At 48.2% G+C, this 24,089-nt stretch carries 10 protein-coding genes; 5 read left to right on the top strand and 5 right to left on the bottom strand.

The window, feature by feature from the left end; translation table 11 throughout:
- Positions 1 to 116: 116 nt before the first annotated feature.
- A complete protein-coding gene (locus tag QUB26_RS10710; protein WP_333317868.1) occupies positions 117 to 623 on the bottom strand; it encodes a CAP domain-containing protein in 507 nt (168 codons plus the stop codon).
- Positions 624 to 898: 275 nt separating this feature from the next.
- Positions 899 to 2,137, bottom strand: a complete 1,239-nt coding sequence (gene trpB / locus QUB26_RS10705) for a tryptophan synthase subunit beta (RefSeq protein WP_333317866.1) — start codon at positions 2,135 to 2,137, stop codon at positions 899 to 901.
- Between the two features lie 245 nt (positions 2,138 to 2,382).
- On the opposite strand from trpB, the gene QUB26_RS10700 reads away from it, so the two are divergent.
- The 3 genes from QUB26_RS10700 to recR all read left to right on the top strand — a co-directional run bounded on the left by QUB26_RS10700 (position 2,383) and on the right by recR (position 4,635).
- Complete coding sequence (locus QUB26_RS10700) at positions 2,383 to 2,943, top strand: peptidoglycan-binding domain-containing protein (protein ID WP_333317864.1); 561 nt, start codon at positions 2,383 to 2,385, stop codon at positions 2,941 to 2,943.
- Between the two features lie 577 nt (positions 2,944 to 3,520).
- Positions 3,521 to 3,889: a translation initiation factor gene (locus tag QUB26_RS10695; RefSeq protein WP_333241063.1), complete on the top strand. Its 369-nt coding sequence runs from the start codon at positions 3,521 to 3,523 to the stop codon at positions 3,887 to 3,889.
- Between the two features lie 152 nt (positions 3,890 to 4,041).
- Positions 4,042 to 4,635 (top strand): recombination mediator RecR, encoded by a 594-nt coding sequence (gene recR / locus QUB26_RS10690; protein WP_333036394.1) that lies wholly within the window; start codon positions 4,042 to 4,044, stop codon positions 4,633 to 4,635.
- A gap of 101 nt (positions 4,636 to 4,736) precedes the next feature.
- Here recR and QUB26_RS10685 read toward each other — a convergent pair whose 3' ends face one another.
- Complete coding sequence (locus tag QUB26_RS10685; protein ID WP_333317862.1) at positions 4,737 to 5,873, bottom strand: flagellar assembly protein H; 1,137 nt, start codon at positions 5,871 to 5,873, stop codon at positions 4,737 to 4,739.
- A gap of 257 nt (positions 5,874 to 6,130) precedes the next feature.
- Between QUB26_RS10685 and QUB26_RS10680 the strand changes: the two genes are divergently transcribed.
- Entirely contained in the window at positions 6,131 to 8,242 is a 2,112-nt protein-coding gene (locus tag QUB26_RS10680) for a prolyl oligopeptidase family serine peptidase (protein WP_333317861.1), read from the top strand.
- Positions 8,243 to 8,837: 595 nt separating this feature from the next.
- On the opposite strand, the gene QUB26_RS10675 is transcribed toward QUB26_RS10680, so the two are convergent.
- Entirely contained in the window at positions 8,838 to 12,362 is a 3,525-nt protein-coding gene (locus tag QUB26_RS10675) for a response regulator (protein WP_333317859.1), read from the bottom strand.
- Between the two features lie 1,718 nt (positions 12,363 to 14,080).
- Between QUB26_RS10675 and QUB26_RS10670 the strand changes: the two genes are divergently transcribed.
- A complete protein-coding gene (locus QUB26_RS10670; RefSeq protein WP_333317857.1) occupies positions 14,081 to 14,704 on the top strand; it encodes a GNAT family N-acetyltransferase in 624 nt (207 codons plus the stop codon).
- A 661-nt stretch (positions 14,705 to 15,365) separates the two neighbouring features.
- Here QUB26_RS10670 and QUB26_RS10665 read toward each other — a convergent pair.
- Positions 15,366 to 23,444, bottom strand: a complete 8,079-nt coding sequence (locus tag QUB26_RS10665) for a DUF4347 domain-containing protein (RefSeq protein WP_333317855.1) — start codon at positions 23,442 to 23,444, stop codon at positions 15,366 to 15,368.
- Between the last annotated feature and the right edge of the window lie 645 nt (positions 23,445 to 24,089).

Genomic DNA, 24,089 nt, shown 5'->3' with positions numbered 1-24,089 from the left:
GACTACCTTCTTCCTTCTTCCCTCTTCCGACTTCCCTCGGACTGACATCCGTTACATCCGTTACATCCGTTACATCCGTTACAGAATCCGTTGCCGAACTTCCTTCTTCCTTCAAATTACCGACTGCGGACAAAAAGCTGAGTAAAATAATACTCGCCTTTGGCATTTTTCGCAACCCCAATACCGGTCACATTAAACTGACCTTCCATATTTTTGCGGTGGCCGTCACTTTTAATCCAACCTTCAACAGCATTGCGTACCGGGTCACTGTAGCCCATATTGTAAGCAAGATTTTCAGCTACACTTTGATAAGGAATCGTAATTGCTTTCGCCCGCCCCTCAAATCCATCGTGGCTAAAACTTACTTTACCCTTAGCCATATCTTCGCTGTGAATTCTTGCTATCTGAGTGATTCGCGGATCGACACTCAGCGGCGGCAACTTTTTAGATGCTCGGTATTGATTTATCTGTTGGTTAACCGCTTTTTCTAAGTCAGTAATAGCACTCGAAGCAACATTAGTATTCATGGGAGTTTGTGGCAGCGATCGCGTAGGAATAAAGGTGTCACACTTAGGCAGGATTGTCAACAATCCCAAGCAAATCGAAATCAAACCTTTGGACATGAAATCAAACGAAAAATAAAGTTAATTGTTACCATTAGTGTCAACTTAATGCCAAAAGTAATATGAGTATACCGTCTGACGATGAGCCTCTCGATCCCCCTTAATAAGCGGAGTAGGGGTTGACTTTGAACGCTTCCAGTCCCCCCCTTATTAAGGGGGGCTAGGGGGGATCTAGACTTCGATACAAACGAGAGATACAAAGGATTTTAGTCTTAAGTTGACACCAATTAATTGTTACCAATTCCTACAGAGCGATCGCCCCACATTCCGCTAACCTAGATATTCAGAACCTTCGCTACAGTGTTCACGTCTTTGTCGCCGCGTCCGGAACAATTAAGCACAATGCGCGGATTGCCTGTTAACTGCGGGCACAAAGTCTCTAAATAGGCGATCGCGTGAGAAGTTTCCAAAGCCGGAATAATCCCCTCCAACTGCGAAAGCCGCTGAAATGCTTCCAGCGCTTCTGCATCAGTTACACTATAATATTCAGCTCTGCCGGCATCCTTCAAATAACTGTGTTCCGGCCCCACGCCCGGATAATCCAAACCCGCACTAATCGAATGCGGCTCAATCACTTGACCTTCATTATCTTGCAGCAAATAACTCATCGCGCCGTGCAGAACTCCCACACTTCCCTTAGTCAAAGTAGCAGCGTGTTTATCAGTTTCCACACCTTCGCCCGCCGCTTCAATACCGATCAATCTAACAGTTTCTTCCCCGACAAACTCGTGGAAAAGACCCATTGCATTAGAACCGCCGCCGACGCAAGCTAATAAAATATCCGGCAAACCACCCCACTTTTCCTGACACTGAGCCCGCGTTTCTTCACCAATTACCGCATGGAAATCGCGTACCATCATCGGGTAAGGATGCGGGCCGGCTACGGAACCAAGAATGTAATGAGTTGTTTCGACATTTGTCACCCAGTCGCGAATCGCTTCCGAAGTCGCATCTTTCAGCGTTCCCGTACCCGCAGCCACCGGCCGCACTTCGGCTCCCATCAGCCGCATTCTAAACACATTTAAAGCCTGTCTTTCCATGTCGTGAACGCCCATGTAGACAACGCATTCTATGCCGAAACGAGCGCAAACTGTGGCAGTAGCAACGCCGTGTTGACCGGCACCAGTTTCAGCAATTACCCGCTTTTTGCCCATGCGTTTTGCCAGCAATGCTTGAGCTAAAGCGTTGTTGATTTTGTGAGCACCGGTGTGGTTTAAATCTTCGCGTTTGAGGTAAATTTGCGGGCCAGTTCCGTCTGCTTTAGCGTAGTGTTCGGTGAGGCGTTCGGCAAAATACAAAGGGCTGGGGCGGCCGACATAATCTTTGAGCAATTGTTGGAGTTGCTGTTGAAATTCCGGTTCGCTGCGGTATTTGTGGAAAGCGGCTTCTAGTTCAAATAAAGCGGGCATCAGGGTTTCGGGGACGTATTTGCCGCCGAATTTGCCGAATCTGCCGAGGGAGTCTGGGCGTTGGGCGCTGGTGTCGGTGGTGAGATGCAGGGGGGTGACTGTCACGAACTTTGTGGGGATAATGGGACAGATTTTATTATATCTAGTCTATGGGGCTGTGGGCGATCGGCTGTGCAAATCGCTGAAAGGTCGATTCGGTCGTTTTCGATCATCTCCAAAATTGAGTATTTGAATAAAATACGTGTTTATACGGAATGGGTATATTCAGGAGTGAATATATTCAGTAGTGAAGTTAAGTGCATGTTTATCTCAAACATGAAATACAACATACAACTAAGCAAGGACAAATCATGAACTCTATTTCTATTCTGCTTCAACAAGGCTCACGAGGCCCCGAAGTCACCAAGCTACAAGAAGGTTTGAAAAATTTAAATTTTGATCCCGGTATCATTGATGGTATTTTTGGGCCAAAAACTAAGCAAGCTGTCGTCAATTTCCAAAAGTCCCAACAACTGGTTCCCGACGGCATAGTCGGCGATAAAACTTGGGCTAAACTAAATGCAGCCAACAATCCACGTTTTAATTTTCAGGTAGTTAACGTACAAGAATTCATCTCTTCTGAAGGCATTACAGCGACAAATCCAAAAGCCGTAGCGGCACAATTGTTTAGGGGGTTGGAAGATGAAGAAGGAAGAATTTATGAAGAGATTTCAATTACATATTCCCGAGAAGGAACATCTGTAATTTTATACACCCGAATAGGTCTAGCTGACGATTCAGCCCGTGCAGTACGACACCGCGTTGAATTAAAACGCAACCAAAATAACTGGGGAATTATTTGGGTCGGACGGCAATTTCAGTGTCAACCAGGTCGAGGACATCAAGAGTGGTCTGGGATTATTTGCTCCTAATCGGGTTTTATTCCCTCGATATATAGAAACACTTCAATCAGTGCCAACGTTTCTATGAAGGTATCGGGTTTATCCCCACTTACTGGTGAAACTAATTGATTAGAACCCCGACAACTTCTGCGAAGTCGGGGTTCTTTGCTTGCGCCCGATCGCACTTAACCAACTAAAATTAAATTCCCCACCCATCTCAAACCCGCGCTTCAACAGAATTATCCATCTCCCTCTTCTCTTCCTGGACGCCCTCAGCGGTTCACTCCTCCAGAAACAACGGTAAACGATATAATTCAATTGAAACCGGGGAATGTGCGATCGCCCTGATAGCCCGCCAGGGAATGAATTCCCTGTCGAGAGAGCTAAAGTCAGTTTTAACTGACTGCTAATACCAAGTACAATCTATGTACAACCAACAGCAAATCTCAGAGATTATATTCCCTGAAAACTCACCTAAATCAACCATTCTCAAACACATTCTACAGTCCTCATAGCGAGGACTTTAGCTATGAGGCAGGGAATGAATTCCCTGCCGGACTGCCGGGCCCATCCGCTACCAGGCATAACTCCCAAGTACCCAACTACTATGAGTACATCAAAACCCAAAAACTCCAATACAAATAACCAATCAGGAAAACGAATTGTTTACTCCGAATTTGGCAACGTTGACAACTCGGCCGCCCTCCAACGGGGAGTTGCCGAAGTTCCCCCCAATCAACAAAACCTCAAAATCGAAGCATCCCGAAAAGGACGCGGCGGCAAAACAGTTACAGTCATCAGCGGCTTTCAGGAAAAACCCGAAACATTAGCAACTTTAGCCAAGCAGCTAAAAGCCCAATGCGGTACTGGCGGCACAGTCAAAGATAATGAAATCGAAATTCAAGGCGAACACAAGCAAAAGCTGCTAGAAATTATCACAAAGTTAGGCTACAAAGCTAAAATTAGTGGAGGGTAAATTAGTCAATAGTCATCAGTGTACGGGCGGGACGAGTTTATGATATACTTAGTTTTAAACATAGATGGTTGGTAAAACCCGCCCCTACATCGCACAAATTATATTGTCGCGAATCAACCAGAAATGATATTACCAATTACCGCCAATTTTTAATGTACACTCGACCTTTAGCTCGTTTAATCGAACAATTGCAGCGCTTGCCCGGAGTCGGCCCAAAAACAGCCCAGCGGCTAGCTTTACATATTTTGAAGCGACCGGAAGAAGAAGTGCAAGCCCTAGCTAAATCTTTGATTGATGCCAAACAGCAAGTAGGTTTCTGTCAAGTATGCTTTCACTTATCTGCTGACCCTGTTTGCGAAATTTGCCGCAATACCAACCGCGACACTCATACCATTTGTGTAGTGTCAGAATCCCGCGATGTAATCGCTTTAGAAAAAACGCGGGAATACATGGGTAAATATCACGTTGTTGGCGGCGTTATCTCGCCGATGGATGGAATTGGCCCGGAACAATTGAACATTCAACCGTTAGTGCGGCGCGTCAGCCAGCAAAAGGTTAAGGAAGTAATTATTGCTATTAGTCCCAGCGTGGAAGGCGAAACTACTACTCTTTATATCGGTCACTTATTAAAACCTTTTACCCTAGTGACGCGCATAGCTTTTGGTTTGCCGATGGGGGGAGATTTGGAATATGCCGATGAGGTTACATTGGCTCGTGCTTTGGAAGGAAGGAGGGAGTTGGATTAGTTATAATTTGTCCCGCATCTAAATTGTGTTTTCTGGCGCGCGGGACGCCCAACCCCTACTTTCCACAAGAACTCGATCGAGCTTAATCGCTCTTTTTTTACTCAAACGGAATAATTTTCTATTCGAGCAATTAGTTCTTCTATTGACAAATCCGGCAGTTGTGACAGCAATAGCGATAAATTTTCGGCAGACAATGCGAGCAAATTTGGGATGAGATTGACGGTGTTTACTTCTAATTGACCAAAGCGCTTTCTCAAGACATTTTCGGCGATTAAAGTTTGTACTTGTTGTCTATCTGCTTGGGCAATTGGCAATGTGGATAATTGCACTAACAACATAGTGAATTCACCAACAGGTAAAGCCGAGACAGAGGCAAAAAAGGCAATTATCTTAGCGTCTAAATCCCCAAATCTGACTTGCAGAAAGTTCTGCAAAATCAACCGCTGTGCTTCTTCTCTTCCTTCTTCTCTTCCTTCTTCTCTTCCTTCTTCTCTTCCTTCTTCTCTTCCTTGTTGTGTGGCCTCATCTATTTTTTGTTGTAACAGAGGTACGAGCGCCATAACTAACTCCTTATCTTCCTGATTTCCTGGGGTACTAGCTGCTAAATTTACTTGCAGATTCGCTTGCAGGTTGTACAATAATTCTAGCGTATTAGCTCGTAAGGGACTATCAACAGGCAATCTTGTTAATTCCGCGATCGCCCCTTGCTGTACTTTACCCTTACCTAAAATCCGCAACCACATCGTTTCTGGAACATTCGGTAGCTGGTGAATAGCTATCAATCCTACTCGCCAAACTTCCGATAGAAAATAAACCCCCCTCCCCCAACCTTCTGACTCTTGGGGAAGCATAAAATTAAAGCTCCTTAACAAAGCCTCCGAAGCAGTGGGAGTCAGAATCCACAACCGGGGTAATTGCTGAGATTCTAAACGTTGCTCTTCTCGATTAGCTCGGCGCAGTAATTCTGCCCTAGTATTTAAAAGTTTGACAACACAACTGAAGATATCCTCTGTATTGACGGCATTGCGAAATGGTTCGATCGCAGCCACAGTCGCAGTCATTTGACCTAATAAACCTAAATTTTCTACGTATTCAGGCGATACAGAAGTGGGTTTAAACCAGATATCAATTTCTCGAACTTGAGCAGAAACATCTTTACTGGTTTCTACTTCTCCTAGAGGTGACAATAACTCTCTTAGGTATTCTTTGGCAAACTGGTCATGGGGAAATTTAGTCATTCTTGGGAAGCACTTTATCCGAAAAAAACTAAATTAATTATATCTCATTTTAAAATAGTATTTATTGGCGATATCTTCTATGTTATACACCCAATGTTTTAAAAGATTCAGGTATCAAAGTATTCGGTTTTTTGAGGTGGGGTTACTTATTTAACCCAGATTTAGGATAAAATCTAAAATCCCAAATTGAGCGACTCTCCCCTGTCACTGCCGCGAAAGGGTAAACTGGACAAAGTTACCGATAGTAGTAAAAAATCATGACCAAATTCGATCGACCTTTCAGCTACCCCACAACCCGCAAAATCGACCAAACAGACGACTACCACGGCGTCAAAGTATCCGACCCCTACAGGTGGCTGGAAAATCCCGACTCTGAGGAAACCCAAGCTTGGGTGGAAGCCCAAAACGCAGTCACTTTTGCCTACCTCAACGAAATTCCGGCGCGGGAAAAAATCAAACAGCGCCTGACTAAACTTTGGGATTACGAGAAATACGGCATACCTTTCAAAGAAGGATCTCGCTATTTCTACTACAAGAATGACGGCCTGCAAAATCAATCCGTACTCTACACGTTAACATCCCTCGACAGCGAACCCAAAGTATTAATTGACCCCAACACTCTCTCAGAAGATGGAACCGTTGCTCTGGGTGGAATAGCTATCAGCGAAGATGGCAAATACATGGCCTACGGTTTGTCAAGTTCCGGTTCCGACTGGCAGGAATGGAAAGTCCGCGACGTGGCAACCGGCGAAGATTTATCAGACCATTTAAAGTGGATTAAATTCTCAGGAGCATCCTGGACTCACGACGGCAAAGGCTTTTTTTATAGTCGCTACGACGAACCCAACGAAAAAAGCAAGCACGAAGACGTTAACTATTACCAAAAACTGTTTTACCACCAAATCGGCACGCCCCAATCTGAAGACGTATTAATCTACGAGCGACCCGACCAAAAAGAGTGGGGATTCAGTGGCGGCGTCACCGAAGATGGCAAATACTTGATTATTTCAGTTTGGCAGGGAACTGAAACCAAAAACTTGATTTTCTACAAGGATTTAACTGCACCGGAATCAACCGTTGTAGAACTGATTAGCGAATTCGAGGCTGAGTACAGTTTCATCGACAATGAGGGCTCTATTTTCTGGTTTCAAACAAACTTGAATGCACCGCTGGGCCGCGTAATTGCGATCGACACCAACAACCCACCTCCCTCATCCCTCGGTTGTGATGAAACCCCCCTGTCGCCCAGGGAGGGGGGGTTCACAGAAATTATCCCCGAAGCAGCAGAAACCCTCGAAGGCATAGGCCTCCTGAACAATCAATTTGTCGCTTCCTACTTGAAAGACGCCTACACCCAGATTAAAATTTTCAACTTAGATGGCTCTTTCGTGCGAGAAGTTGCCTTGCCCGGAATCGGTTCGGCGGGAGGATTCAGCGGCAAGCGGCACGACACCGAAACCTTTTATGCTTACACCAGTTTCACAGCACCTAACATCATCTATCACTACAATATGGTGACAGATGAAAGTACGATTTATCGGCAGCCAAAGGTCGATTTTAATCCCGACGATTACGAAACAAAACAAGTATTTTACCCTAGCAAAGACGGTACGCAAGTACCCATGTTTATCACCCACAAGAAAGGCTTGCAGTTGGATGGCAATAACCCCACCTACCTTTACGGATACGGTGGTTTTGGCATCTCGCTAACTCCGAGTTTTTCTGTTAGCAGGATAGTGTGGTTAGAGATGGGGGGAGTTTATGCGATCGCCTGTTTGCGGGGAGGCGGCGAGTACGGCGAATCATGGCACGAAGCAGGCAAAAAGTTGAACAAGCAAAACGTGTTTGATGACTTTATAGCTGGCGCTGAATGGTTGATTGAAAACAAGTACACCAAGCCTGCAAAATTGGCGATCGCAGGTGGTAGCAACGGCGGTTTATTAGTAGGGGCTTGCATGACTCAGCGGCCGGAATTGTTCGGTGCAGCGCTGCCGGCTGTCGGCGTTTTGGATATGTTGCGCTTCCACAAATTTACCATTGGTTGGGCTTGGACTTCTGAATACGGTTCGCCGGAAAATCCCGAAGAATTTCCCACAATTCACGGCTATTCTCCCTTGCACAATCTCAAACCGGGAACGGCTTATCCAGCGACAATGATTACAACTGCCGATCACGACGATCGCGTGGTTCCGGCCCACAGTTTCAAGTTTGCTTCTGCTTTGCAAGAAACCCACGCGGGAGAAAATCCCGTGTTAATTCGGATTGAAACGAAAGCGGGACACGGTGCCGGCAAACCCACTGCGAAAGTCATTGAAGAATTGGCTGATGAATGGGCTTTTTTAGTGCGCGAACTCGATATTGACGCTTAGCAAGCCGCGTTAGAGGGTGCGATCGACGCAGTTTGATGATTTAGATAAAAAGAGGCTGTAAAGGACGATCGTACTTTTTGAATTCAAGGGCGATCGTTCTTTTTTGTCACCGCAATCCTGGTATTAACATATATAATTTGTCAAGGTTTTTTTGTTAAATTTTGTAGCTTTAAGTTGCTATTATTACATGGCTGTGAGTTTACTGCACCCCAAAGTAGTATAAGTATAAATCTCTAGAAATGCCGTACTCTCAACTTTCAAGAGCGATCGCACCTCAAAGTCAAAATCTGCCAATTTTTAGGCAATTAATATTTTCAGTATATTTACAGTTCAAGCTGTCTGAGGAATGAGAATTAAATAACTTCCACTCTTGAAAGTGGGATGGGCGTCCCGCCCGTCCTTTTTGGACGGGCGGGACGCCCATCCCACAATAACAATTAAAATTGTAAGTTATTTAATTCGCGCTCCAAATGAGCGTTTCACGGAGTGATAATCGCTTTGGGCTACATACATATTTGGCCGCTCATCTACTTGTTTAGGAATAGGTTTTTCCCGAAATTGTGCGTGGGATATCAACATATAATACTTATAATGACTAATCACAATTTAGTAAAAAAGTCAATACAGTTTCATCAATTCCCTTTAGTTTCAAAGGCTTATATTTAACAATGCGATTTTCCTCCACATAATCTGCAACCGCCGCTGAAATTAGCACCGTGTTTGGTTCCGTCACCTCTTGCAAGCGGGCGGCAATATTCACGCTCGGCCCGATCGCAGTATAATCCGATCGATCGGGGCCGCCAAACATCCCCACCACCGCAGTACCCTGGTGAATTCCGCAGCGAAACCGCACCGGAGGCACGCCATTTTCCCCAACAATTCCCTGCTCCAACCAGCCCTTGTTAAGCTCCTTCAAAGCTCCCAGCATTTGCCCCGCAGCAGCCACAGCGCGGCGTACTTGCTCATTAGGCGTTAATTCCTCCGGCGCGCCAAAGAAAGCCATTACCGCATCTCCAACAAACTTGTCCACCGTACCGCCACTGTCAAAAATAGCCTTAGTCATTGCCGCCAAATATTCATTTAACAGCTCAGCTACCCGGCGAGATCGCAGCGTATTTGCCATTTGAGTAAAACCGACAATATCGCTAAACAAAATAGTAATCAATCGCGGTTCCGGGCGCAAATCCAAAGCCAAATCTCCAGCCGCTGCAGCCTTCACCATCGCCGGCGGCAAAAATCGGCGCAGCACCGACTCAGTTAAATAACTGTTCAACTGCTGCACTCGCCGCTCGTTTTGTTTGAGGGCGATCAAATTCCGCACTTCCGCCAACAATTCTCGATCGTTAAAAGGCTTGGACAAATAAGCATCCGCACCCCGTTCTACTCCTTCAATTCGAGTATCTTCGTCGGCTTTAGCAGTCAGCAAAATTGCCGGAGTTCCCTGCAATTCCTCATCTTCTCGAATCATCTTAATCAAATCCAAGCCTGAAATCAAAGGCATCATCAAATCCGTTATAATTAAATTAGGGCGACGTTTTTTAGCCACGGCAAATCCTTCTTCTCCGTTGCGGGCGAGCAAAACTGCAAAGCCGGAATCTCGCAGAATTGCCGAAACATAAAAGCGCAAATCAGGATTGTCGTCAACCACCAAAACCGTTCCCACTGCTGTTTCCGATCGGACAGGTTGGAGCGACTCAAAGTTATGATTTTCAGCCTCATTTTCTGATAAATCCGCCTCCACATCGGCCAGTTCCACCGCAGCTTTCGATGAGTGAAACTCCGCAGGTATTTCTAGTACCTGTTCCGGGGGCAAGTGAGTCGAACCGAAGTGCAGCCAAACGGTAAAAGTAGTACCTTCGCCGTAAACTGACTCAACTGAAATTTGACCGCCGTGGAGTTCGACTAATTCTTTGACAAGTGCCAAACCTAAACCGCTGCCTTCGTAGGAACGACTAGCTGAACCTTCGGCTTGGTGAAACCGCTCGAATAAATAGGGAATTTGTTCGGTGCGAATGCCGATACCCGTGTCTTTTACTTGCAACAAGCAGTGAGCGCCGGCAGATTCAACTTTCAGGGTGATAGTTCCGCCTTCTGGGGTGAATTTAACAGCATTTGATAGCAGGTTGTAAATAACTTTGTCGAATCTTTCCAAGTCCAAATAAAGTAAAGGACATTCTTGCAGTTGGGTAATTAACTGCAGTCCTTTTTTCTCGCAGTAGGCGCGGAACGACTCTGCGGTAGAGTAACAGAAACCGACCAAATCGCAGGGGCGAAAACTCGGCTGCATCCGTCCGGCATCTAGCCGCTGCAAGTCCAGCAGTTGATTTACCAAGCGCAGGAGGCGGCGGGAATTACGCAAAGCGATTACGGCTTGTTCGTAGGGTAAGTCTTCTTTGCGTCTGCAAGCTGATTCTAGAGGGCCGATAGTTAGAGTTAGAGGGGTGCGGAACTCGTGGGAGATATTTTGGAAAAATTCGGTTTTGAGCCGATCGGCTTCCAAAAGCCGTTCTGCCTGCTGTCTGGTAGTCTGGTAGAGGCGCGACTGCTGCACAGCTAGAGCAGCTTGAGTTGCAACTATTTGAGCCAGGTCAATGTCTGAGATGTTCCAGCGGCGGATGCTGTGATTTTGGCGCAGGGAAATGCTGCCGATGATTTTGCCTTCTGAGAGTAAGGGAACGACTAACAGGGCGCGGGCTGGCGATCGAACTTGCAGTTCTGTAACATTTAACTCGGGGTGTTCGTCGAGGTCTTGGATCGCCACCGGCTCTTTTGATACCATAACTTGCAACAACAGCGGATTGCCTCGAATCGGCACCAAAGACTGTGGCAAAGAAGGATGGGCAAAAACCCAGGCGCGAGTGTTAGCAGCAGCATCACCAGAATCCGTCTCGTAGCCCAGAGAGTTCGCAACTACTTCTGGATTATCAAGAAAACCCTGTTCTACAGCCACGGTATCCCTATCTGTGTCGTATAGCCCCACGCATTGGACGTATTCATCATCTTCTGTCCACAGAGATAGGGCGCAGCCGTCAACTTGCAAAGCTTGGCCGAGTTGTTGAGTAATGGCTGCAAAAATATTTTGGGGATCGAGACTCGATCGAATTGCCGTAGTAATAGTATTGACTAAGGCCTCGCGCTTGGCCAGCGCCCGCACCTGTTCGTAAGCCCGGGCTTGAGAAAGCGCCAAAGCCGCTTGGTCTGCCACGGTAATTACCAACTGTACCTCGTGGTCTTGCCACTGGCGCGGTTCCTCAAACTGGTGCAGCGCCAAGACTGCCATCAGTTCGATTTTGTAAAATAGCGGTACGATCAAGCTCGATCGAATATTCGCAGCTTGGTAAGCCTGCTGTCTTTGTTGATTATCCCAGTTTAAAACTCGATCGTCAGTTTGGGCATCTTGAATCACCTCCACATCCAAAGTTTCCCAAACCAAATCCGGCAGCAAATCCGGGGAGAGTTCGGCAGCAGAAGCATCTGGGGGCATCGCTTCCTCATCGCCCCCCAACCCTTGAGTTTCTGCCTTCTGGTAAACGAACCACTCATCGGCAACTCGGCCGTCTTGGAACGGCCGCAGCAGACAGCAACTCACCTCAAACATCTGCCCGACAGTTTCCACAATTCTTTGCAGCATTTGCTGGTAATTGGGAGCCGATCGGATAGTATTGGTAACGGCATAAAGCAGCGATTCTTGGCTCAAAGCACGGCGCAGTTCATTGGTGCGCGTTTTCAGAAGATTGTGAGTCTCAACAGCTTGACTAACAAGATTGATCAGCTCTTGAGCATCCCAAGGCTTGGTAACGTATTTGAATACTTTGCCAGCGTTAATAGCTTCTACTAAATCTTCAACATCCGTATAGCCAGTTAAAATAATTCGGATCACATCGGGGTATTGAGCCGCCGTCAGGCTGAGAAACTCCGTACCGCTCATTTTTGGCATTCGCTGGTCAGAGATAATCACTGCTACTTCTCCCTCTTTGGCCAAAATTTCGAGAGCAGCGGGGCCAGATTCGGCTCTGAGCACTTTATAGTCTCGATGGAAGGTGCGGTAAAGCAAGTCGAGGTTATCCGGTTCGTCATCGACTATCAGAATTTTTAGCTTAGGATTTTCTTGGGAATTCATGCACCGTTCTCCTGTGCCCCGGGGCTGTTCGATTTAATAAGTCTGATTAAAGGAAGAATTCGCCGATTTAAATTGCTGAAGTCATACCATTTTCGATTTTCTATCTTCGATTTTCGATTGCGAATGACTCCTGACATAAGGATGGGGAGTTTGCCTAGGTCGCCATTATTTTGGGAAAATGGTATCACAATAATTCGTGGATATGAATTTGTTGTAAGTATGCCGAGGCAAGCATCAACCTTGATTTTTGATGTCTGGGTTTTCAATTCGGAATTCTTCTGAGCCACAGTTATCTGTCGTGCACCCCAATTTTATTATTCAATGATATTCACATAAACTCGTCTCCAGATAAATTTCTTTCACCCCTTACCTTGAGGCAGCCGGAGATCAAACACAAATCTGGCCATTTTAACTGCCGTCTGGATATCTCAGAATACAGAGGAATAACCGTCTTGATTGTGAGTTGATTAGCCAAATTTATGTTTGCTCCTGCCTCCTGGGAATATTTTATTTGGTATGTGAAAGCTGCCCGCAGCAAAATACTATAGACAACCAACATCTTCGCCTGTGTTTTTTCCCACAAGTAATAGCAACTTTAACAGTCAGCCAAGGATAGCGACCACCATCGGGCCCTGAACCCCTGACTGATATTCGGGGGTGGCCCACAGACCACAGAGGTGTCTGTGGGAGTGACGCAATTGCTGTACCATTTTAGTTAGACTTGCACTTTTTTCCCCGATATCGGCATTTTTTGTGCGTCCTGCAGGCCAACGCCCAAGCTAATTACTGCGGCGAAACACCGCAAGTTTGAGCATCCATCTGTTAATCTTAGCTAGGGATGTACTCTGTGGAAACCGATCGGTCGATTTTAGATTTTAGATTTTAGATTTTAGATTTACTCCACAGATGAATCGGGGAGCTTGAACTAGGGTCTAAAATTTTGATCTCTCCACGACGAGTGTCGGTGGCTTGTATCTGTTTTTGGGCAGGGTCAATCAGCTCGATCGAGGTTTTGAAGGTCTCGCGCGCAGCAGAGTATCGAACCGACGGGGAAAACCCCTGCAGACTGTTTCCAGGCATCCAAATTTAAATTGGACGTTGGAAAAGTACCAAGTAGCTCAACAGGTAAGGCCGGTTCGATTGGGGACGGGCGATGGATAGCCCAGAACTGCTGAAAGCTGGGGTGCCAGGCCGGGGGGCGGCGGGGAACATCCGACGCGCCAGCGATCCCAGTGTTAGTATGGTCAGTCGTTGAGTTTTTCAACTACCGCTTGACGGATAAATTATATTCGATCGGGTATTTCCATAAGCAGAGAGCGGTAGGATTCCGGGAACCTGACGTTAAAACCTTTGTGATTGTTTTTAATACCTTGCCCGCTAAGCTGTCGCGCATTTAATTTGTAAGCTACCGTTTACTTAAACTCTTGTGATGCCTGCCCAAAGCCAGGGATCAAGCTTCAATTTAAAGGCAAAATAGCTGATCCACAAATCTAGTATTAGGGGATGAGTTTTATTTTTTCATAACTAGAGTATTAAATGCTAAAAATTTTCCATCTACCTCAAATGCTACTTAAAGTCAATCGCAAAAAAATGTAATTTAATCTGGCTAATAAACTATGCCTATAAGTTACGTTATAAGAGCAGTATAACATCAGTGAATTTTCTAAGAGGGTAGCTTAGAAACCCGCGTAAAAAAATTAATATAGTGGCCTGGCATTGTGAATCCTTCATTTTTTTCCTCACCATCTCACCAACAACAAACTCCCGGACTTTCTGGTTTTTCGATCCGGGTGGCTGCGCCCAATGACTTAACGCAGCTAGCTGATATTTTAGCCATGAGCTTTCACTCCCGCGAGGGGTTTGTAGAATGGGTGTATCCAGTGTTGCGTTTGGGCATTTACGAAGATTTAAAAAATCGACTGCGTTCTAAGGCAGAACATTACATTTGTCTGGTTGCTGAGCTAGTCTCGCGCGAGGAGGGAACGCAGAATTATCGATCGCACCGAGATCAGCGCATAACAGGAACAGTAGAAATGGCTCTACGTTCTCGCTTCCCTTGGCAAATCCCTAGTTCTGACTATCCTTATTTGTCGAATTTAGCCGTTCACCCGGAGTACCGGCGGCAGGGAGTTGCTCAACAATTGCTCAGCAACTGCGAGGAGACAGCCAGAGAATGGGGATTTTCTGAGATTTACCTCCACGTTTTGGAAAATAATCACGCGGCGCGACAGTTGTACTATCAAGCCGGCTATCGCTTGCAACAGGTGGATTGGAATTGGACTTGTTGGCTGTTGGGCCAGCCGCGCCGGCTGTTTTTACGCAAGCAGATTTCGCTATCCTAAGCTAAGTATTGGAATTGATCGTGAGGAATTGGGAGGAAGCAGGAAAAAGGAAAAAATAGCTATCCGTGTATCTCTTCTTTTGTTCTATTGTGAATCAATCGAATGGGAATGGGAATGGGGAATTAGTGATGAATTTTAGTTGGCTCTTAAGCCCGATCGCACAATACACTAAAATTAGTTGCTAGTAAACACACTTTGCTACCAACCCTTGTGCACCTGGGACCACCTGAAAAACCATACAAAATTATATCAAATCCGGTAGCCTCGTCGGGCGTAAAATCCCGTCAAGAATCACGGACGCTGCAACAGGAATTAATCGAATTAATCTGCGTTAATCTGTGTTTATATGCCCACATCTGCGGTAAAAAAAAGAAAATTCATTAACCGCAGATGACAAGGGATTGAAGCTGATTTACGGCGATAATAAGAGATTTATGAATAAGCCCAAGGCTACCAGATTTGATCTTATACCAAATCCGGGTTGAACACACCTTTATTTTTTAGCATTTTAGAGAGGGACAAAAGGCAACTGTAAGAGCGATTTCAAGCGTCGAGTGCTACAAACTTTCAAGCCCTGGATTGAGTATGGTGAAGAACGCCACAGAAGTTGTGATCTGCTGTGGCGTTTTGTTCAGACAACAGGAGACTTTCGCCGCCAATTCTAGAGCTCAGAGAGATTTGGTAGGAAATCCGAGGAGCCGATCGCCCCGTTAACCCCAACCAGATTCGCTAAAACCCGATCGCTGCCTGCTACTTGCAGCAACGTACCGTTCGGAGTGGCGCTAAATTGCAACTGCTGGAAACTCAGGCCGTCGGTCAAAACAAACTTATCGACGCCTACCTCGAAGTTAATCACAGTATCAGTGCCGCCATCAGCATTCAACACAAATCGATCGCTCCCAATACCTCCAATTAAAGTATCCTCGCCCACGTCGCCAAACAGCCAGTCATCTCCAGCGCCCCCATTGAGCAGGTCGTTATCTTTACCACCAATCAGGGTATCGCTGCCAGCATCTCCGTTGATAGTATCTTGCCCTTCGTTGCCGTAAAGCAAGTCATCGCCATCACCGCCGTTGATGCAGTCTTGCTGGTCGTTTGCGCCCACCGAGACACCCCGGTTATCAGCACGATCGCCATAGATAGTATCGTTGCCCTCGCCACCGCAGAGCTCATCGCTGCCGTCACCGCCGTAAATCGAGTCGTCACCTTGATCTCCGTGTATGAGGTCGTTAGCTTTACCGCCGTAAATCAAATCGTTGTCTTCACCGCCACTGATGGTATCGTCACCCTCATCGCCGAACAGCACATCAGCACCGAGGCCACCAAAGAGCAAGTCTTGGCCGCCAACATCTTGAGCTCGACTTCGAGCACCACCGTACATGGTGTCGTCGCCACTGTCGCCAACAAGGGTATCAGAGCCAAGTTCGCCCCAAATCAGGTCATGATCTTTGCCACCCCAAACACAATCATTGCCTTTACCTGCTTGCACCGTATCATTACCATGGCCGCCGCCGATGATGTCATTGCCACTGCCACCAAAGAGCAAGTCTTGTTCCCCGATATCCCCGATGGACTGGGAACTGCCACTGTCACCGAGCAGAGTATCGGCTCCTTCGCCGCCGTAGAGAGTATCGGAGCCTAATTGACCGTAGATGATGTCATTGCCTTTACCTCCGTAAGCGCGATCGTTATCTTTGCCTGCAACCAGCGTATCGTCGTCTTGTTGGCCGTGGAGGAAGTCGTCACCGAAGCCTCCGTAAAGCAAGTCGCGTCCCTGGGAGTCGCTGGCCCTTTGGTCGCGGATTCCCCCAAACAAGCTGTCGGAGCCGATGCCACCAAACAACGTATCGGAGCCGAGTTCGCCCCAAATCAGGTCATTTTCTTTACCTCCAAGGGCAATATCGTCACCTTTGCCGGTATGGATGGTATCGTCGCCCTCGTTGCCGTTAATGAGGTCTGCACCCTCGCCTCCGAAGATCAAATCGCGAGCATCGTCAGGACTCTGGGAGTTGTTCTCCCCGGTGTCTCCGAGAATCGTATCGGCACCTCGATCTCCAAACAGAGTGTCCGAGCCTAAGTCGCCGGCAATCCAGTCGTTCTGTTTGCCTGCAAATACGATATCGTTGCCCTCGTCTCCGTAAACAATATCGGTGTCAATGCCCCCAAAAATCGTGTCATTGTCTTCGTTGCCGTAAATTTCGTCCGCGCCGTCTTCACCTAAAAGCAGGTCATTACCTTCAAAACCGACAATTTTTTGGTTGCCTTTGGTGTCTACGATCAAGTCATCGCCGTCGGTTCCTTTGGTGGTTTGTCCCTCGGAAAATTGTGAAATAGGCCGGACAAATCCAACTGCAGGTGGTTGCTGCGGGGGCGCAAAGTTAATTCCCGGTTTTTCAATAATGGGCTGACACAAACAGTCGGTATCTGTTTCCCCGATCGGATTTGAGACGATCGGCGTGGGGGGCGTTGGTGTGGGAGTTGGCCCATCCGCCCCCAAGATAGCGACAAAAGTAGCGGGAGCGGGACTGATGGCACCGCTGTTGTCTGTGGCGCTATAGGTGAAAGTGGCTCCTGTAAAGTTGCCTGTGGCTTGCAAAAATAGTTGCTGTAACTGTTCTGGCGTCAGGACTTGACCTAGTGTCACGGGTACGCCCCCGTTGGCGGGATCTCCTAAAAACAGGACTGCTTGGTCTGGTGAGGGCAGGCTGTTGATGGTGTAAGAGACGATCGACCCGTCGGGGTCACTTCCTCCCAATCCTGTGACTAACTGGCTGCTGTTGGGCGCGAGGCGGGAGTTGGCATTGTTGGCTAATGGCGGTTGGTTGTCAGTTGGAAGTATGGCCGCGACAGTAGCGACAGCGGGACTGGATGCGCCGCTGTTGTCTGTGGCGCTATAGGTGAAAGTGGCTCCTGTAAAGTTGCCTGTGGCTTGCAAAAATAGTTGCTGTAACTGTTCTGGCGTCAGGACTTGACCGGGTGTCACGGGTACGCCCCCGTTGGCGGGATCTCCTAAAAACAGGACTGCTTGGTCTGCAGGAGGCAGGCTGTTGATGGTGTAAGAGACGATCGACCCGTCGGGGTCACTTCCTCCCAATCCTGTGACTAACTGGCTGCTGTTGGGGCCGAGGCGGGAGTTGGCATTGTTGGCAACTGGCGGTTGGTTGTCAGTTGGAGTTGTGGGAGTTGTGGGAGTTGGCACTATCAGTCCATCCACAGTAGCCGTAGCAGGGGGACTGATAGCACCCCTGTTGTCTGTGGCGCTGTAGGTGAAATTGGTTCCTGTAAAGTTGCCCGTTGTGAAGAAAAATAATTGCTGCAACTGTTGAGGAGTCAGGACTTGGCCTGGTGTCACTGGTACGCCGCCCAAAGCTGGATCTCCTAAAAATAGGACGGCTTGGTCTGCTGGGGGCAGGCTGTTGATGGTGTAAGAGACGATCGACCCGTCGGGGTCACTTCCCCCCAATCCTGTGACTAACCTGCTGCTGTTGGGCCCAAGGCGGGAATTGGTATTGTTGGCCAATGGCGGTTGGTTGTCAGTTGGAGTTGGAGTTGTTGGAGTTGGAGTCGGTGTGGGATTTGTTGGAGTTGGAGTCGGTGTGGGATTTGGCGAAACCGGCCGCAAGATAGCCGCCACCGTAGCGACAGCGGGACTGGTGGCGCCCCTGTTGTCTGTGGCGCTGTAGGTGAAATTTGCTCCTGTAAAGTTGCCTGTTGTGGAGAAAAATAGTTGCTGTAGCTGTGCTGGAGTCAGGACTTGACCGGGTGTGACTGGTACGCCACCGTTGGCTGGATCTCCTAAAAACAGGACTGCTTGGTCTGCAGGAGGCAGGCTGTTGATGGTGTAAGAGGCGATCGACCCGTCGGGGTCACTTCCTCCCAATCCTGTGACTAACTGGCTGCTGTTGGGCGCGAGGCGGGAGTTGGCATTGTTGGCTAAGGGCGGTTGGTTGTCAGTTGGAAGTATGGCCGCGACAGTAGCGGTAGCGGGACTGGTGGCGCCGCTGTTGTCTGTGGCGCTGTAGGTGAAATTTGCTCCTGTAAAGTTGCCCGTAGCTTGGAAAAATAGTTGCTGCAACTGTGCTGGAGTCAGGACTTGACCGGGTGTCACTGGTACGCCACCGTTGGCTGGATCTCCTAAAAACAGGACTGCTTGGTCTGCAGGAGGCAGGCTGTTGATGGTGTAAGAGGCGATCGACCCGTCGGGGTCACTTCCTCCCAATCCTGTGACTAACTGGCTGCTGTTGGGCGCGAGGCGGGAGTTGGCATTGTTGGCTAAGGGCGGCTGGTTGTTAGTTGGAGTTGGAGTCGGTGTGGGATTTGGGGAAACCGGCTGCAAGATAGCCGCCACCGTAGCGACAGCGGGACTGGAGGCGCCCCTGTTGTCTGTGGCGCTGTAGGTGAAATTTGCTCCTGTAAAGTTGCCCGTTGTGGAGAAAAATAGTTGCTGTAACTGTGCTGGAGTCAGGACTTGACCGGGTGTGACTGGTACGCCCCCGTTGGCTGGATCTCCTAAAAACAGGACTGCTTGGTCTGCAGGAGGCAGGCTGTTGATGGTGTAAGAGGCGATCGACCCGTCGGGGTCACTTCCTCCCAATCCTGTGACTAACTGGCTGCTGTTGGGCGCGAGGCGGGAGTTGGCATTGTTGGCTAAGGGCGGTTGGTTGTCAGTTGGAAGTATGGCCGCGACAGTAGCGGTAGCGGGACTGGTGGCGCCCCTGTTGTCTGTGGCGCTGTAGGTGAAATTTGCTCCTGTAAAGTTGCCAGTAGCTTGGAAAAATAGTTGCTGCAACTGTGCTGGCGTCAGGACTTGGCCGGGTGTGACTGGTACGCCACCGTTGGCTGGATCTCCTAAAAACAGGACTGCTTGGTCTGCAGGAGGCAGGCTGTTGATGGTGTAAGAGGCGATCGACCCGTCGGGGTCACTTCCTCCCAATCCTGTGACTAACTGGCTGCTGTTGGGCGCGAGGCGGGAGTTGGCATTGTTGGCTAAGGGCGGCTGGTTGTTAGTTGGAGTTGGAGTCGGTGTGGGAGTCGGTGTGGGAGTCGGAGTTGGACTTGTAGTCGGTGTGGGAGTTGGACTTGTAGTCGGTGTGGGAGTTGGACTTGTAGTCGGTGTGGGAGTCGGACTTGTAGTCGGTGTGGGAGTTGGAGTCGGACTTGTAGTCGGTGTGGGAGTTGGACTTGTAGTCGGTGTGGGAGTTGGACTTGTAGTCGGTGTGGGAGTTGGAGTTGGACTTGTAGTCGGTGTGGGAGTTGGACTTGTAGTCGGTGTGGGAGTTGTAGTCGGTGTGGGAGTTGTAGTCGGTGTGGGAGTTGGACTTGTAGTCGGTGTGGGAGTTGGACTTGTAGTCGGTGTGGGAGTTGGACTTGTAGTCGGTGTGGGAGTTGTAGTTGGTGTGGGAGTTGTAGTTGGTGTGGGAGTTGTAGTTGGTGTGGGAGTTGTAGTTGGTGTGGGAGTTGGAGTTGGTGTCAGAGGTGTGGTGAATGTAGATGCGTTGTTGGCTGGAGTGGGGTCAGCGGTAGTTGAGGTACTTCTGGCGGTGTTGGTGACGCTGCCGGATGCAGGTGCGATGAAGCTGACTGTGTTGGTGACGGTGGCACCGCTAGCTAAGCTGGTAACTGGTGGGAAGCTGACAATACCTGTATTGGGATCGTAGACACCGCCGTTGACTCCTGTTGCGCCGCCAACGATGCTGTCAGTAATTGTGAGGTTTTCGGCTGTGCTTGGGCCGTTGTTGACTGTCAAAATTGTGTAAGTAACTACTTCACCCGGTGCTGCTGCCGCAGTCCCGCTTTTGGTGGTAACAACGTCGGCACTAGGTGTCAGAGTTGTGGTGACTGTAGATGCGTTGTTGCCCGGAGTCGGGTCAGCGGTAGTTGAGGTACTTCTGGCGGTGTTGCTGACGCTGCCGGATGCAGGTGCGATGAAGCTGACTGTGTTGGTGACGGTGGCACCGCTGGCTAAGCTGGTAGCTGGCCCGAAGGTGACAATACCTGTAGTGGCATCGTAGACACCGCCGTTGACTCCTGTTACGACGCCGCCAACGATGCTGTCAGTAATTGTGAGGTTTTCGGCTGTGCTTGGGCCGTTGTTGACTGTCGAAATTATGTAAGTAACTCTTTCACCTGGTGCTGCTGCCGTAGTCCCGGTTTTGGTGGTAACAACGTCGGCACTAGGTGTCAGAGTTGTGGTGACTGTAGATGCGTTGTTGCCCGGAGTCGGGTCAGCGGTAGTTGAGGTACTTCTGGCGGTGTTGCTGACGCTGCCGGATGCAGGTGCGATGAAGCTGACTGTGTTGGTGACGGTGGCACCGCTGGCTAAGCTGGTAGCTGGCCCGAAGGTGACAATACCTGTAGTGGCATCGTAGACACCGCCGTTGACTCCTGTTACGACGCCGCCAACGATGCTGTCAGTAATGGTGACGTTTTCGGCTGTGCTTGGGCCGTTGTTGACTGTGGAAATTGTGTAAGTAACTATTTCACCCGGTGCTGCAGCCGCAGTCCCGGTTTTGGTGGTAACAACGTCGGCACTAGGTGTCAGAGTTGTGGTGACTGTAGCCAGCGGATCAGTACCGTTGTTGTTCTCAGGAAAAGGATCTGGGGTAGCTGAGGTATTTCTGGCAGTGTTGCTGACGCTGCCAGATGCAGATGCAGGTGCGATGAAGCGGACTGTGTTAATGGCAGGAGGAGCACCGGAAGGCAAGCTGGGAATCGCTGGGAAGGTGACAATCCCAGTATCTGCATTGTAAACAGCCTCGTTGGGTAGACTAACTATATTTAAACCGGGAACAATGCTGTCGGTAACGGTGACGTTTGTGGCTGTGCTTGGGCCGTTGTTGACTGTCGAAATTGTGTAAGTAACTGTTTCACCCGGTGCAGCCGCCGCAGTCCCGGTTTTGGTGGTAACAACGTCGGCAAGAGCAGCAACAATTGTAGTTGAGACTTGAGAGATGGGTTGGGAACTATTGTTGTTAGCTAGATTTGGGTCGAAAGTGCTGGATGTGCTATAGGCAGTGTTAGTTAAGGGAGCGGTGACTGTTGGGGAAACTGTGGCTGTGATGGTGCGGGTTTGGCTAGCACCGTTAGCCAGAGTCGGAATCACCGGCCAGATGACCGTCCTCGTTACGGTATTGTATGTGGCGAGGTCGGAGGCGCTGACGAAACTTAAGCCTGCAGGCAGGGGATCTTGAATCAGGACGCTTTCGGCGCTGTTTGGCCCGTTATTTGTGGAGGTAATTGTATAGGTAATGGTGCTGTTGGGTGTGGCGAACAGCGGGCCTTTTTTAACAATGGAAACGTCGGCTTGGAGTGTAGGCGGATCTATACTTTGGACGATGACATTGTTAACTTCGTGAATGTTTGTGTTTCCCCCTGTCGAAGCAGCAAAGCCAAATTTAAAAGTACGCGGCACTGCTCCGTTTATGTCTGCCAAATTTGGTATATCGAGCAGTGTTTCGCCCGCATCAAATATGTCGTTGCTGTTCAAGTCGAAGGCAACTGTCAGACGGTTAGTCGTCGGGAATAAGGTAATTTGAACGGTTCTTTTAGCTTCAGCGCGAATGCTTGTACCTTGATTGTCTATGCCACCGGGAACGACTGTGCTAGTTAAAAAATTATAAGCTGTGCTTTGGCTGCCTCTAAGTCCTACTGCATCAGGTCGCTGCCCCGGGCCGCCCACACGCCCTGCAGTAGGATTGGAAAAATTGCCAAACTCGTCTAATCCGACACCTAAATAACCTCCTGAAAGACCAGTTGAAAAGAGAGCAGGATTGGAACTATTATTCTGAGCATAGCCGAGAGAGCCGCCAAAGCCTCCCGCTTTTGTTGGCGTAGCTGTTCCGTCAATCAGGAAAAAACTAATCCCATCCGCACCAAGGGGGGTATTATCGTCTGGTGGTCGTGGTTCAAAAAGGACAGTACCTCTGTTATAGGCAAAGAAATCAAAGGTAATTCTCAGACCCTCAGTCGCGGAGATGGGGTTGTTGTAGATTACAAAAGCTGCTTGGTTAAATTGATTTGATGTTAATCTCAAAGTACCGGATCCGGGTGGATCGACTGGCCCTCCGACTACACCGGGAATAACGCCGGGGCCGGTGCCTGCGGTTAAGCCAGGAGGTGAACCCTCCGTATTATAAATCCAAGGCCCGATCGCTGTTGGATTTTTAAATTCTTCAGCCGCTAAGGTAGCCAGGACTGATGGATAGCCTTCTAGGACTTCTTTTTCAAAGGCTATTTCGGTATTTATTTGTCCTGTAGTAATTTCTAATTCCCAGTCGCCGCCTAATGCTGCACTCCCTGTTAGATTGTTGGAACCTGCAACATTTGCTCCTGTTATTTGGCTGAGTTTTTGTATGAATTTTAGACCAGATTCCCCTGCGCCTGTGTTGCAACTTAACAGCAGAATACTACCTGTTTCGTTGAGAGCTTTACCCCACTGCTGCAATTGGCTGGAATAGGTTTCTATATTGTGAATATTGAGTTCTGCCTGGCCGATTTCTACTGATGCTGATGCGCCGTGAGCAACTATTTGAATGCTGTTGAGGCTGTGCCTTGATGCTGTTATTTCGGCAATTTGTTCGATTCCATCCCGGAATCTATCGAGCAGGATTACTTCTGTATTGCTTTTCACTCCCCTGAGCAACTCTTGGTAGTTTTCTACTTTTGAATCCACAATCGCTAGATTTTTTCGGCTAGCCGTCTCTGCTTTATGGCTAGCTTGTCTCAAGATTTTAGTTTCCATGTTGGTAGATTTCCGTGCTTATGTAGATGACAAAATTGACAGATTTGGGATGGTTCTTATTGTTGGTTAATTTGGTTGCTAAATCTAAGCTACCCTTTTCATAGAGGATGATAAACTTTCAAGTATAAAGTTTTGAAAATCAAGCATCTAGGATACCCGCCACGTGATTCATCCGTCCAGAAATAAGAAAAAACGTGTATCCGAGAAACTTTACCCCCGAATTTATCTCGCGCAAGTCAATGCTTCAATTCTCAAATCTAAAATCGATCAATTATTATTATTTTTCATGATATATAATAGTTGTCTGTATTTGTTATTTGTGATGTTAGTCAATCATTAGACAGGAATTACTGCGATCGCCCTTGGATGTCCTGATGCGACAGATCGCTGCCAATCATAACATGAATAAGGGGTCACAGCCTTCATATTAGCCAAAACCCTCTATTTTTGGGAAAAATGATATCAGGTCTAACGTTAGTTACATGGTAAATTACTTACGGATTTATCAGCACAAGGGGTCTGACCCCTCATGCCGCTTTTCTGAGTCGGGTGATATCGAGGCTGGCTCAGGATCGCGAATTAAATAACTTACAATTTTAATTGTTATTGTGGGATGGGCGTCCCGCCCGTCCAAAAAGGACGGGC

The organism is Microcoleus sp. B4-C1, assembly GCF_036705285.1.
Lineage (GTDB): Bacteria > Cyanobacteriota > Cyanobacteriia > Cyanobacteriales > Microcoleaceae > Microcoleus.
This window is presented reverse-complemented; position numbering and strand designations above follow the sequence as displayed.